At 52.1% G+C, this 14,198-nt stretch carries 8 protein-coding genes; 3 read left to right on the top strand and 5 right to left on the bottom strand.

Translation table 11 applies throughout. From position 1 onward, the window contains the following. Positions 1 to 110 precede the first annotated feature (110 nt). Complete coding sequence (locus tag FYZ48_RS28295; protein ID WP_149345804.1) at positions 111 to 617, bottom strand: GAF domain-containing protein; 507 nt, start codon at positions 615 to 617, stop codon at positions 111 to 113. A 337-nt stretch (positions 618 to 954) separates the two neighbouring features. Here FYZ48_RS28295 and FYZ48_RS28290 point away from each other — a divergent pair, with 337 nt between their 5' ends. After that, positions 955 to 3,444 (top strand): zinc ribbon domain-containing protein, encoded by a 2,490-nt coding sequence (locus FYZ48_RS28290; protein WP_149345803.1) that lies wholly within the window; start codon positions 955 to 957, stop codon positions 3,442 to 3,444. 534 nt (positions 3,445 to 3,978) lie between these two features. After that, positions 3,979 to 5,634: a hypothetical protein gene (locus FYZ48_RS28285; RefSeq protein ID WP_149345802.1), complete on the top strand. Its 1,656-nt coding sequence runs from the start codon at positions 3,979 to 3,981 to the stop codon at positions 5,632 to 5,634. A gap of 165 nt (positions 5,635 to 5,799) precedes the next feature. Here FYZ48_RS28285 and FYZ48_RS28280 read toward each other — a convergent pair whose 3' ends face one another. From FYZ48_RS28280 to FYZ48_RS28270, 4 genes are all read right to left on the bottom strand, one after another. Then, on the bottom strand, positions 5,800 to 6,384 hold the full coding sequence (locus tag FYZ48_RS28280) for a response regulator (protein ID WP_149345801.1): 585 nt from the start codon (positions 6,382 to 6,384) through the stop codon (positions 5,800 to 5,802). Between the two features lie 35 nt (positions 6,385 to 6,419). After that, entirely contained in the window at positions 6,420 to 6,581 is a 162-nt protein-coding gene (locus FYZ48_RS29415; protein ID WP_187782273.1) for a hypothetical protein, read from the bottom strand. A gap of 223 nt (positions 6,582 to 6,804) precedes the next feature. Beyond that, on the bottom strand, positions 6,805 to 8,583 hold the full coding sequence (locus FYZ48_RS28275) for an adenylate/guanylate cyclase domain-containing protein (RefSeq protein WP_242022798.1): 1,779 nt from the start codon (positions 8,581 to 8,583) through the stop codon (positions 6,805 to 6,807). 59 nt (positions 8,584 to 8,642) lie between these two features. Beyond that, complete coding sequence (locus tag FYZ48_RS28270; RefSeq protein WP_149345800.1) at positions 8,643 to 10,874, bottom strand: serine/threonine protein kinase; 2,232 nt, start codon at positions 10,872 to 10,874, stop codon at positions 8,643 to 8,645. A gap of 509 nt (positions 10,875 to 11,383) precedes the next feature. On the opposite strand from FYZ48_RS28270, the gene gyrA reads away from it, so the two are divergent. Then, entirely contained in the window at positions 11,384 to 14,176 is a 2,793-nt protein-coding gene (gene gyrA, locus FYZ48_RS28265; protein ID WP_149345799.1) for a DNA gyrase subunit A, read from the top strand. Positions 14,177 to 14,198 lie beyond the last annotated feature (22 nt).

The raw sequence follows: 14,198 nt of genomic DNA, 5'->3' as shown, positions 1-14,198 counted from the left end.
CGGTAGGGCAGGGAAACTCCTGTTTCCACTCCACATGTTATATACATCAGGAAATCTCCTGACAATTCCACTCCCTTTTTCTGTAACGAAATCATACTCAATTCACAGGTTCAAAGCATCCCCAAAAGTTTTTTCTCACCGATTCGGTTTGCAATCTGAGTCTGAATTTCCCACTCGGCATCGCCTGCCTGATGAATACAGTCTGTGGAAATTGCCAGAACTCCTGTGACCTCACCATCCTCGATGACGGGTATTGCATAGGATTGCTGTGCACCAAACTTCACCAGCCACTCGGAAGACCCTGGCAATCCTGACTCCGTACTGCTCAGAGTTCCAATCGCAGGTTGACGTTCCAGCACCGCCTTGACGATGCCCAACCCCTTATTTTCCAGTGAAACTTCTTTCGTCAGAGCGGCAAAATCCTGTTGCACCTGCAGATCCATTTCCGGTACTGCACGAAAGCCTACCTGCAGCAGATTCCCATCGGCACACCGCCAGAGACCAGCGGCCCGCCCCTTCAGCTGGGCCAGCAGCAGATCCAGCACACCGGAAACAGAATTCTGTTCACGTAATTCCTGTTCCAGCTGAGTGACAAACTGCTCGACCTGTAAATTCATGATTCTCTGTCCCGATCCTGAAGTGGTAGTGGTGTGTTCCGCCCGAATGACTGTGGATCGCAGCGCTGCTTTTGCGTTAACAGTCTCTGTTAGAAGTTTTTCTCATTTCTGAAGATCCGACATTCATCGGCGTTCATTGAATATTCCTTGAAGAGGAGGTTATTCAATGTATACAATGATACTTAGCTTTCTGTTTTCTAAACAGTTAACTATGATTCCTTTCTGATCACAATCCAACTGTTGCGTTTTGATTTTTCCTTTCTGAAGACTTTCGGATTACGTAACAGGTGAGACATGGACATTGATTAACCACCAGAATATATCGGACGATTGAAATATGGATTTGCCAACCTGCCCGTCCTGTGGGGCATCAGTACTTGATGAAGACGTCACCGAGTGCCCGTCCTGCGGCGCCCCCATGAAGTCCTCAGGTAAAACCAGCAGCCCCTCTCCCAAAGACAAACCCGCACCTGCTAAATCCGCTGCAACTGAGCAACCCGTCAAACGTCGAGGCCGGGAAACGGTTTCCGATGACGATCCGTTTGAACTGGAACGGAAAAAACAGGAAGCAGTGAAGGTGATCCCACTGGCTCGCAAACCTGCCAAGGGAAAGATGTTCCGTGTCGTCTGCCCCATGTGCGACACCCAGGGATTTGCCTCTGAGAAAGTCGTCGGACGCGAGGTAAAATGTCGAAATCCAGAGTGTCTGGCCCCCGTCTTCACCGTCCCCAATCCTGAAGCGCAGGAACGCAAAGCCACTGAGGAAGAAGAGCCCAAAGAAAAGAAACCCTCGAAACTGCCGCTGATCGGTGCCATCGTAGTTTCTGCGGGAGCCATTGGTGGCGCCTACTGGTATTTCACTCAGGTTCCAGATGCTTCCGAACTGTCCCAGCCCTTCAAAAACCCGGTCATTTCTCAGGCGACAAAGAATAATTTCTCAAACAATTCCAATGATAAACCAAATCCTCTGGCGCAAAACCCGCTGAATCCCCCCGAGCAGACAACACAGAATTCGCAGACGTCCGTTGATCCGGCCAAAGTGAAACAGAATGCACTGGAGGAAATTGTTAATCTTTCTCGCGACCGCGGGAATCGCAGCAAACCGTTCAGTCGGCGACTGGCAGCCGAAGCTTATGCAGTTACCAGAAACATTCCTGCCGCCCGCGAACAGATGGAGCGGATTGACGCCGTCAGTCCTCCACTGCCATTTTATAAAATCTTCCCCCTGATCGAAATTGGCTGGATTCAGCTTAAGGAGAAAGATCAGGCCGGTCTCAAAGAGACGCTGGATCAGACAATTGAACTCTCCCAGAAGATCCCCGATTACGGCGGAAGGGATACCTTAGACCTGATCTCCCGCCTGGCTGCCTTCTGGATTGCCGCCGGAAAAGAAGACCTGGCTACCGATCTCATCCGCAAATACCAGGCGGAAAGTAATCTGGCACAACTCTCGGCTTACCTGCAGATCGCCCAGGAAGCCAATCACCATGATTTTGAATCCCTGATTGACCTGCACCGCATGTGGGCTTCTCCCCAGTGGGTAGCAACCACCATGATTCTGGTCACTCACGGTTATCCGGAAGCCGCCCTGAACTGGGCAGCCATGGCCTCCGATTCTGCTGATCGGACGGAAGCAGTTACTCAATGGTCACTCTCTCGGCTCGAACAGGCCGTCAAACAACAGCAGAAACCAGATTTAAGTCTGGTTCAGCCGGCAGAGCAGAAGCTCTCGCCCACTGGCAACGCCATGATGCTGGCCCGCTGTGCGCGAGAACTGGTCAACCTGAATCAGAAAGAGGCCGCACAGGCCTTTGTCGACCGGGCCGTCAGTCTGATCAAAGATCAGCCCGTTCCGACTCCCATTACTCTGGGAGACCTCAAAGAGGTGAACTCCATGCGACTGCCTCAGGCTGCTCCTCTGGAACAGCTGGCTCAGACTTATCTGCAGATCGCCTGTGCCGAGTCAGAGCTAGGCAAGAAAGCTGAAGCACTGCAATACCTCAAAAATGCAGTCCAGAGCATTCAGGCCACTGCCCCCAGCCTCGCTGCAGTCAAAGAAAAATCGAACGCAACGACGAATTTCAATTTCCGGGATGAGATCAAAGACACCTTCAATCTCGACACTTCCGATCGCGTTAACCGGGCCATTACTGAATACAACAAACAACTCCGCAGTCTGAAAGCCGCCGGTGAACAGCGATCCGAAAAATTAGTCGCACTCCTGGCACAGGCCTCCCGCTCAGGCCTGGCTCCTGAAGTCTGGAATCTGGTGCAGGCTGCCTCACAAAATTCAAATCTCAACCTCAAAGATGCCCTGCAGGAAACGACGCTGCCTGCTGTAATTCTGGAATCTGTCGGCTCACAGAACGAAGATCTGAAATCACAGATCAGTAAAGCCCTGACCAGCAGTGCCCCCAAGCTTTCCAAAGAAGATGAGCTGCTCCGTCAGACCGCGTCCCTGATCAAGAACGGGAAACCAGAGCAGGCAGCTCACCTGATCAACCAGTCTGACCTGAAGAAACCCTGGAAGGGGCAACTCTCCCTCAAGCTGTTATCCCGACTCTTGAATCAGTCGCAATTCAGTCAGGCCGTGCAGTTTGTGACTGCGACCAAAGATCCGGTACTCCGTGAGGATATGCTGAATACAATTGGTGCAGTCGCGGTCGAACAGAAACAGATCCCGGCTGTCAGCAAAATTCTTCAAGGCAGTAATTACACGCCCACCGAACGAATCTCAGGCTATCTGGGACTGGTCACAGGAATTGAGGCTGCCCGTGGTTCACAACCCGAAACGCCTCCTGCCAAAGAACCAGAGAAAAAGTTGTAATCACAACTGAGGACTCCTCCTGATGAACCAGAGGGGATTCCACGGTGATATCGCGGACTGCCTGACTCCCAGCCAGAGAAGGGCACCTCCGCTGCTGGCCTGGTCAGTCCTGATTAGACTGAATCAAAATCGGCTGAAAATTCAAAGGCTGGGGAATCTTAGCGATTCTGCAATGAGGTCGACTTCACTTCCGAAAATTTTGGGTTTGTTTCTGAACATCCTTCATATTTTCGCAGAGCACCGCCGAATTTCTATTCTGGACCCTCTAGTCCACCCGGACCCTGACAATACACACGTTCACATTGTATTTCTTATCCCAGATTCGCCTGGTCTACCCGACAGAGAAATCTTCGATTTCGGACTTTAGCTATTTCTTCAACCAGAGTTCCCTATTCATTACTATTGGTATAAACTAACATTTGCTACCAACCTGTGTTGAATCGGGACGACAGTTGCTGTCGGTCCCTGCAGAAGATGCAGGCAAATCAGATATCGATCCCCAAGATCCTCAGAAATACATCATGGAGGAAATGTATGAGCCGCATTGCTCATTTAGCGTTGATTCTATTCGTTGCGTTCTCACTCCCGCGCGTCGCAACTGCTCAAGAAAATAAAGCTGCCCCTAATATCTCTCTGGTCCAGATTAATGCCGATGGCATGATTGCTGACCTCAAGTATCTGGTGTTAGATCTGGCAGGTGACAAGAAAGGCTGGACCAATCTCGAACAGTTGATCCCGACCTTCCTGGAGGGAATTGATAAACAACGTCCCCTCCGCATCGACATCCTGCTTGGTGAAAATCAGCAGCAACGCTATCGACTGATCCTCCCCATTAGTGATCTGGGAGAATTCCGCGATAACCTGGAAGTCTTTGAAATCTCTTCCAAGAAACAGCGTAAAGGCCCATACAAACTGGGCAACCTCTTCGAAGGTTTTATGCAGTATCTGCAGGAAAAGAAATATGTGATCATCTCTGAAAAACTGGACGAGGTCGAGAACATCGAAGACCCGCTCAAGCGGGTCCAGGAACTGATCAAAGCCGAATACGATTTCAGCGCACTGATCACGAATGAAAAAGAAGGCGTGGATCTGCGAAAGAAATCCATGACCAAAACCCGCGAACAGCTGCAGGCTGCCATCAAGAAAAAGCGGGATGAAACCGACAATGCTTTCGAACTGCGTAAGCTCGCTTTTACCCACCAGATGGATGAAGCCGAGCGACTCTTTGCTGAAGCCCAGAAGATGGTCATCGGCTGGACCACAGACGCCACTCAGAATGAAGGACGCCTCGTCTTCAGCCTGAAAGCAATCGAAGGAACTTCGCTGGATGAAAGCATCAAACAGTTTGCTACCAAACCCAGCTATTTCGCCAACGTCGAAGTCAAGCAGGACGGAATCTTAAACGGCCGCATCAATCATCCCCTGGATGAAATGCGCAAAGCCAACATCACCGCGTTCTACAGTCTGCTGCTCCCCAGCATTAAAGAGCGGATTGATAGCAACAAAGATTTGACCGACAAGCAGAAAGAAGCCGGCAAAAAGATCGCGGAACTGATCATTCAGATGCTGGAAGCAGGCAAAGAGACCGCACTCATCGATGGCTTCATCAATACCAACTCAGCTGACGGCGGTAAATATGCACTGCTCGGCGGCATCCGTTCTACCGATGGTGCCAAGCTGAAGGAAGTTGTTGAACTCCTGCCCCAGTTGATGAAAGGGCAGACCGTCGAAGTGGATGTGGTCAACGAAGAGAACCTGAAGATCCACAAAATCACGATCCGGGAAGAATTCCAGGCCGGGTTCTATGAGCTCTTCGGTGATGGAGAAGCACTCTATGTCGGCAGCACTCCCGAGGCACTCTGGATGGCAGCTGGCCCTGATGCGATTCAGAACATCAAAGATGCCGCCAAGAAGGTCAAAGAGCCGGCTCCGGAAAAAGTCAGTCCCAATGTGATTGAACTGAACGTGAAAACGCTGCCCTGGTTGAAACTGATCAACAAAGTCCGGGATAAAAAAGGCAACGTGGAAATCCGCGAAATGCTGCTCGGCTCGCTCACTGATAAAGACGATACCTTCACTTTTGTCATGAAACGCGAAGGCGATGTCATCGATGGCAAAGCCAAACTCGACAAAGGTATTCTCAAATTCATCGGAAACGTGATTGCCAAGTTCTCGAAAGAGACCCTGTAATTCACAATCGATGACCGATAATCAAAAACCCCGCGGAGCCCATTGTCAGCTCTGCGGGGTTTTTCTTTGGATTTTAAGATACCATATAAGGATGCCCGGATCTTCGGGTGAGCCAGGGTTGATCAGCTGCAGATTGAAATTCAATCGGGAACAGATCAGCCCTGATTACTCCCATTCATCCATAATCTCTTCCAGCATCTCTTCCTCTGACTTGTCGAGAGAAAGATCGCTCAGTTGATCTTCAATGGAAGCACGACCAGCACTTTTTTCTGCAGGGTGAGGTTGCGGAGTACTACTCACGGCAGCAGTGACCGAGTTCTGACGGCGTGCTGAATTCGGAGTATTGGCCACATTTCCGGATCCCGGCTGGGCGAATTTCCGGACCTTATCCAGCAGCTCTGTTTTAGAGAAGCTGGTTTTAATGATGTAGTCGTTCGCTCCCCCCTGAATTGCAGCGACAACTGTCCCCTTGCTGGCATCTGAAGTCAGCATGATGATTTTTGTCTTGCAGAGGGTCGGATGTGACCGGAATGCTTTCAGTGTCTGCAAACCATCCCAGACCGGCATCTGCACATCGACAATGGCAATGTCCGGTGGATACTCGAGTGCTTTGTAAAAACCTTCCGAGCCATCACTGGCCACGGATACAAAATACTCTCTCCGTAAAAATGAAACCATGAGATTACGGAAGAGCGGGTCGTCATCTATAACTAAAATGCGTGCGTTTGACTTTTCTGATGCTTGTAGCATGAGAGGAACCTACTACTGATAATTGAAATCAATTTTTAAGACTTGCTTGAAGGAACAATCGAATCAAATACTTCATTTAAAACCAGCAGCATCTCCTGAGAACGAAGATTGATTTCAATTTCCCGGGATCTCTGACAGTGCTTTTCCGTTTCCTGTGTTACCTCTTCCGGTTCGATCAATAATTCTGCGTTACTCATGATTTCACTCTCTCCAGGCTGCTGAATACAGATTGTACAAGGCCCATCACATCCGCATCTCCGTGATGCCCGTCGTTAAAAAATAGGTCAACTTTAGCCAGATGACCAGAAATTCTGAGAAAAATGAACAGTCAACCGCGCGCGAAGTCAACCTGTTCCGTTCAGGCTGCATAATCGGAACCGGGCCAGCCTGGCCTCAAAAAGCTTTGCCAGAAATGAAGAGTTACTTGGAATCGAAGCGGATTGTCCCATCCCAGTCGGCAGGTGCCACTCGATTTGAACGGGCAATCTGCAGAGACAGAAAATCCTGGGCCCGGTCGGAAGCGGGAATCGCGTGCAGCAGACGAAATGATTCTTCCCAGTCGCCTGTTATAAAGCAGTCTACAGCACGTTCGTAGCAGGCAACTTCCTCTTCTGTCAGAGTTTCCGCCTGCGATTCGGGAGGCAATAGTTCGCTGACCAGCACCGACTTCTCCATGCCATAGGGCAGGATCTGAGCAAGTTTGCGAACGCGACCTTCCCGACGATCCAGTTTACTCCGCACGATCTGCGCCGTCGCTTCATCCAGCACAACCGGAACGCGGAGGTGCTTGGTCAAACCTTCCAGGCGGCTGGCCAGATTAACCACCGGACCAAACACGGTCACCTTAACCTGGTCGCTGGTGCCGATTTTACCCGCGACTGCCCGACCATGGGCAATTCCAATCCCCATTCGAAAATCAGACAGCGGATGTTCGGGTTGCTGACGAATCTGTTCAAAGGCCTGACGGATCGCCAGGGCTGCCCGACAGGCATCCAGGGGCGCCAGATCAGAAGAGAAGGGCCAGCCCCAGAAACCCAGAGCTGCATCTCCCTGGAAATCTCCCGTCACCCCGCCAAAGTCCAGAATATGCGCTGTCATAATCCCCAGCGCCTGACTGACACGCCCCAAGAGACCGATCAGGTCGCCGGAAGAATCTTCCGCGTGCTGACTGAATCCTCGTAAGTCACAGAACAGCACCGTCACATCACATTCGCGGGGCTCCAGAATCTCCGTATTCAGATTATCCCCCAAAGCAGACAGGATCGGAGGAGCAAAGAACTGGCGCAGACCGGCCTGTTGACGTTCCAGTTGGTTCAGGCGACGGACCGACTTCACGATCGCCGCAACCAGCTCGGTGAATTTTACGTCCGCCTGGAGATCGAGACCACTCCTGCCACCACCTGCCTGATAAGGATGATCCAGTTCCCCCGCAACATACAGTCCCCAATTTCCCGCAGGACCATCTTCAATCGGCGTACAGAATGCCCAGTCAAACTCAGCAACTGCTGTATAATCATCCTGCTCCGGTTTTTCTTCACGTGCCGCCCAGACGTGAAGCACCGAGCGCCCGCTCTTTTTAACAGCCTCTTTCACCAGACGCCCACTCGGATGAAAGCCCCCCTGGGCCTGTCGTCGACGCTCCCAGAAAGGAACTTCGACCCGGTCATCCTCATTGAGCCGCACGACAGCCACCGCGTCAGCATGCTTGACGCCCGACAGCAGCATCGTCACCAGACGATGAAACAGGTCTGCATCATTCCGAGCATCTAAAATCAGTTCTGGCAGATGCGCGAGTACGTCGATTCTCTGATCGGCATCTCGATACTTAACTTTTAGAAGTTCATGTGGCTTGAAGGTCACCTCTTCCAGCGGGGATTCACGAGGTGAAGTAAAACTGGACACGGAGTCAACCAGTTGGAATGTCGTAGAGCCAATAACAAACGAGTTACCCGGTTCGAGCTGAAACTCGGTCTGCCCGGAACCAGATAGGAAGATTTCGTTTTCTGCTTCCTCAATCTTACTGACGTGCACCTGTTTGGACTGCACCTGCAAGCGGGCATGCCGTCGCGAAATACGGTCATCCCAGGGAACCGAAATGTCGGCAGTGGAAGCACGCCCTAATACCAGTTCCTGCCCCGGCTCCAGTCCGATGCGACTGGAATCCCGGGAATGGGCTCCATAGATCAAAAGTTCCAACAAAAATCTGCTCCCTGTTGTGAGGATCTCCCCGAGAGACGATGAGGGTACTCCTCAAATCGTCAATTCGAAACCGTTGTCTCCGTATCCGATTTCTTTTCCGACTGGTGACGAGACCAGTCCCAGCCGCGCCGCTCGGTCAAAACCCGCATTACGAAATACCATACCGTAAAGATCAGCAGGCAACTCGTGACGAGCACAATCAACCCGTACTCAATCAGCCAGCGTTTCATCTCGACAACCGGCCGCAACGCCAGCCCCCGTCGTTCCTGAACGACGGCCGTCCATCCCGTATTTCCCACCGGTGCGAAAGCAGCCAGCCAGAGATTATCCTGAGGATCATCGGAAAAGACCGCCTCTACCGGATCATGATAATCGCTGATTACCGCAGGCAACGGGCCACGATTTTCCTTCTTCTCTGTCAGTTTAAATAATTTCAGCTGATCAAAGTGCTCACCTTTGAGTACCAGCTGATCGACCTCTTCCCGACTCATGGGTCGCAGGTTTTCTGCGGTCATACGGGGATGAGCCAGCACCTTTCCATCCCGGTTATCAATCAGTGCAATTTTCCGGTCACCGATTTTCTCGGAATCGCCGCGAATGCTTTCATCATAACCTGTGAGCAACTGATCCAGGTGGGTCGTGCGTCCCAGAATCCCCAGTACTCTGTCGTGTTGCAAACTCCAGATCGGAACTGCTACCGCTACCATCCACTGATTGGAGGCATCACTTTTGAAGACCTGACAGATATATGGACGCTGAATCGGCTGAACGGAAGCAGGTGCATGGCCTTTCTCATATTCGGTCCCATGACCATGAAAGTAGTCCCGGTGAGAGAAGTCCTGCCCGATGGTCGGACGGGGAGGGTCCCGCCAGACCTGAATCCCTTTCGCATCCGTTAAAAACCAGCTGGCGTCTTTTTCCCGCTGCAGAGATTCTCGCTTCTCATCGACCAGATCTTTCTCGTGTTGCAGGTATTCTGCAATTTCACCGTAGCTCTCCAGGCTCTCTGATTGGTCATCCTGTGGATCCTGTACTTTTTCCAGCATATCACGCAGCAGAGTTCGCTCAGATAATTCTACCAGCTGTACCTGACGATCCTGAAGATCGTGCTCCACGTTTTGTGACAGCAGGTTGGCCGAGATCAGATCTCCCTTCAACGCCCGCGCTGTCAGGTTTTCACGAAACTGAGAGACCATCTGATTCACCGCCGCCCCCGCCACCGGAATCACTCCCAGCACCAGCAATAAAGGTCCGATGATTCCCAGTGCAATTAAAGGACGACGGGCACGATACTGCTCACGCTGGACAAGACTGCTCAATACGGCCTGCGCATTAGGAAATCGATTGCGGGGATCTGTTTCCAGACATCGATCGATAATATCGATCAGACGGCGGTCGATCCCTTTGACTTTGCGATGTTCCGCAGGGCGGGGGGCTTTGCGGATCAATTCCCGATAGGCTTCGAGCTTTTCTTCCAGCGTCTCCAGCTGACGAATGGCCTGCTCATTCTCAGGCGTCCGGTAAGGCGCCTTGCCGGACAGCATGTGATAGAGCAATGCTCCCAGAGCATAGACGTCCCAGCGGGCATCGGGAACCGCCTGCAGGTCTGCCTGTTCGGGAGCCATGTAATAAAGCGTTCCCAGAGAAGGGCTCTGTTCGTCAGACAGACGGGACTGCCCGAAATCACAAATCCGGGGCTCATAATTGTCATCCAGCAGAACATTCGCCGGCTTCAGATCACAGTGTAGAATGCCTCTCCCATGCGCATGCACCAGTGCCTGTAATACAGTTTTGGCGATGCGAACGGCCTCAGGAACCGGCAACGGGCCTGCATCCAGAAACGATGCCAGTGATCCATTTTCCAGGTACTCCATCATGTAGTAGGGAGGATCACTGTTCCAGCCCACTCCCTGCAGACTGATAATATTCCGCGAGGTATAAAGCTCTGCCAGTTTTTCAACTTCCCGGTTCAGCAGCGACCAGTCCAGGCCCCGGCGATACGTATAGAACTTGATTGCCACATACTTCCCGGTATTTTCTTCCTGGGCCAGCCAGACCGATCCATAGGATCCTTCCCCCAGGGAACGAACCATCAGATAACCGGGGACCTTCGCAGGCAGCGACAGTCGATCCTTACTCAGGTGGGCCGCCTGCTCACGCTCAGCGGGACTCTGCCTCAGTGTTTTTTCCAGTGAATCATCCAGGTCCCCTGCAGGGGCCTGCGTATTTTGGCTCTCCAGACTGGAATCGCCGGGGCAGCCTGCCTGATCTTTTGATTCTGGATCATTCATACAAAAGTTTTCGAAAAAATGGGGGGCTTCCGGACAGCAATCCGAGTCAGAAAACGGGGCAAAAAGCAGCTGATCTGCGCTTATCTATTCTATGCAATGTCCATGTTCTCCTCAATGATGAATTTGAGAACGTAACTTATTGAAAATCAAGGTTTTTCACCCTGGTCAGACCTTAAAATTCAGGGGCATTGTCAGTTGTGATATCAGGCGATTCCAGCTACAATTTGTATCAGGTTGAGACGCATGAATTCTGCGAGTTTTGGCTCGTTTTTCAACCTCTGTTTTGATCTAAAAAACAGTTTTCGCCAGGCAGTTTTTTTCAGTCGACAGTAAGGATACTCGCGTTCATTTCAATTTGCCCGAATTGTTACCCTGATCTCAGGATGAACGGTGTCTGTTTCCCCGGAATCAGGACTGTCAGTCTCCTGAGAAATCAGCGCGAAACAGTTTCGATACTATCTACAAAGCAAGACAACATCTGAAGTTGAATTCCTTAAGGAGAACAAGGATTGGCCACCGATAACGGCGAAGAGCCAAATATTGACCCGAATATCAAGCATCTGGACATTCAGGATGAAATGCGGGACAGTTACCTCACCTATGCGATGAGTGTAATTATCAGCCGCGCCCTGCCTGACGCTCGCGATGGTCTCAAACCCTCACAGCGTCGTATTCTGGTCGCCATGAACGATCTGAACCTGGGAGCCAGTTCATCCCGGGTAAAATGCGCAAAGATTTCCGGTGACACCAGCGGTAACTATCACCCGCACGGGGATGGTTCAATTTATCCTACCCTGGTCCGTCTGGGGCAGGAATGGGTCATGCGGAATGTCCTCATCGACAAGCAGGGGAACTTCGGCTCTCTGGCCGGTCTGCCTCCCGCAGCCATGCGTTACACCGAAGCCCGACTGGCCCCCGTCGCCGCAGAGATGCTGGACGACATCAACCGCAATACGGTCGACTTCGTGCCGACTTATGACCAGCGGAACGATGAGCCGGTCGTGCTCCCCTCAAAGTTTCCGAACCTGCTGGTTAACGGTTCCAGCGGGATTGCCGTCGGTATGGCGACCAGTATCCCTCCCCAGAATATGGGTGAGGCCTGCGAAGCCGTCAAACTGTTGATCGACAATCCTGATGCGACCATCGACGACATCCTGCAGGTCATGCCTGGCCCCGATTTCCCGACCGGGGGAATCATCTGTGGTCGTTACGGCATCCGCAAAGGATATGCCACCGGACGTTCCACCATCACACTGCGGGCTCGTACTCACTTCGAAACTGAAAAACAGTCCGATGTGATTGTGATCACGGAAATTCCTTACATGGAAACCCGTGACCGCATTCGTGAAAAACTGGAACTGCTGGTCCGCGACGACCGGGTCAAAGGGATTTCCCGCATTGTGGACCTTACCGACCGCAATGTGCCTCCCTGGAAAGTCCATCTGCAGATCATTCTCAAGCGGGATGCTGACAAGGAAGTGGTGCTCGCGCAGCTCTTCAAGTTCTCACCGCTGCAGACCACTTTCAGTATCATCCTGCTCGCGCTGGTCGGGAACCGTCCCGAAACCCTCTCGATCAAGGAACTGATCCAGCAGTTTATCCTGCACCGCATCGACGTGATCCGACGTCGGACCGAATTCCTGCTCGCTGAAGCCCGCAAGCGGAAACACACGGTCGAAGGTCTGATGATCGCTCAGATTGATATTGATGAAGTGATCAAGACCATCCGCAACTCACCCAGCCGAGCCGAAGCCAAAATCAGCCTGCAGGGCATGCAGGTCGACGGAAAACTCATTGAACGGGCACTGGGTGAAGCAGGATTCAAAGAATACCAGAACGAGCAGGGTGTTCACGAATATTACTCCCTCTCCGCAAATCAGGCCGAAGCCATTGTTTCGATGCAGCTCGGTTCACTGGCCAACCTGGAACGGGAAAAACTGGCCGACGAACACCGCGAGCTGCTGAAAGCGATCTCCGAATACCTGTACCTGCTCTCGGACGAGGACCATATTCGCGCGGTGATTCGCGACGATATGCTTCACCTGCAGGAAAAGTATGCAGATAAACGCCGGACCGACATCAGTGACGAAGAACTGACTGACGTCAACCGGGATGATCTGATTGCCGAGGAACCGATGGTCGTCACGCTTTCACAGCGCGGCTACATCAAACGGACCCAGCTCAACACTTATCAGGCTCAGAACAGAGGCGGCAAAGGGGTCCGCGGCGCTAAAGTCGATGAGGAAGACCCCATCGAGCACCTGTTCGTCGCCAGTACTCACTCTTACCTGCTGTTCATCACGAATCGCGGGCGGGTTTACTGGTCCAAGGTCTACGACCTGCCCCTGCAGGGCCGCACCGCCAAAGGCCGGGCACTGGTCAACCTGCTTTCACTGCAGGAAGATGAAACCGTTTCCAACTGTGTCTCTGTCCGGGAATTCGATGAAGAACGCTTCCTGGTCATGGCCACCCGTAACGGTATCATCAAGAAATCGCCTCTGTCCGCTTACAGCCGGGTACAACGGGGCGGGATTATTGCGATCAAACTCGATGAAGACGACGAACTCGTCGAAGCTCTCATCGTCTCCCCGGGAGAAGACCTCCTGCTGGCTACCTCTGACGGCATGGCAATCCGTTTTGCCCAGTCGGATGCACGCAGCATGGGACGAAATACCCGCGGTGTCAAAGGCATCAAGCTGTCTAAATCTGGTCACGTGATCGGCATGGTCATCGCGGATCCTCGATATTGCCTGCTGACAGTTTGTGAGAATGGACACGGAAAGCGCACTCCTTTCGGCTTCATCCCAGCTTCGGAAGAGGATGAAGATCAGGATGAGCAGACCGAGACAGACGAAGAACTTTCAACTGCTGAAAGCGATTCCGACGAAGATTCTGATGACGAACAGGAAACCCGCAGCGGTATGCAATATCGTCGACAGAAACGCGGCGGTAAGGGAATTCGCGACATCCGCACATCGGCACGCAACGGTCAGGCGGTCGACATCATCTCTGTCGCGGAGGACGATGAGATTCTGATGGTAACCCGCAGTGGGAAAATTCAACGCATCCGAGGCTGCGAAATCAGTCAGGTCGGTCGAAATACTCAGGGCGTGCGAGTGATCACCCTGGACGATAACGACAAACTGGTCTCCCTGGCCCGAATTCCTGCTGAAATCGTTGTCGACTCAGAAAACGAACCTCCGGACGCCGACGCTGAAGGGAATACGACCACGGAATCAGAGTCTCTGGAAACGGAAAACGAAAGCAACAGTGCTCAAGACACCCCTGGTGACCAGGTTTAAACACTCACTTAATTCGTGATCT

This window comes from Gimesia chilikensis (assembly GCF_008329715.1).
Taxonomy (GTDB): Bacteria; Planctomycetota; Planctomycetia; order Planctomycetales; family Planctomycetaceae; genus Gimesia; species Gimesia chilikensis.
This window is presented reverse-complemented; position numbering and strand designations above follow the sequence as displayed.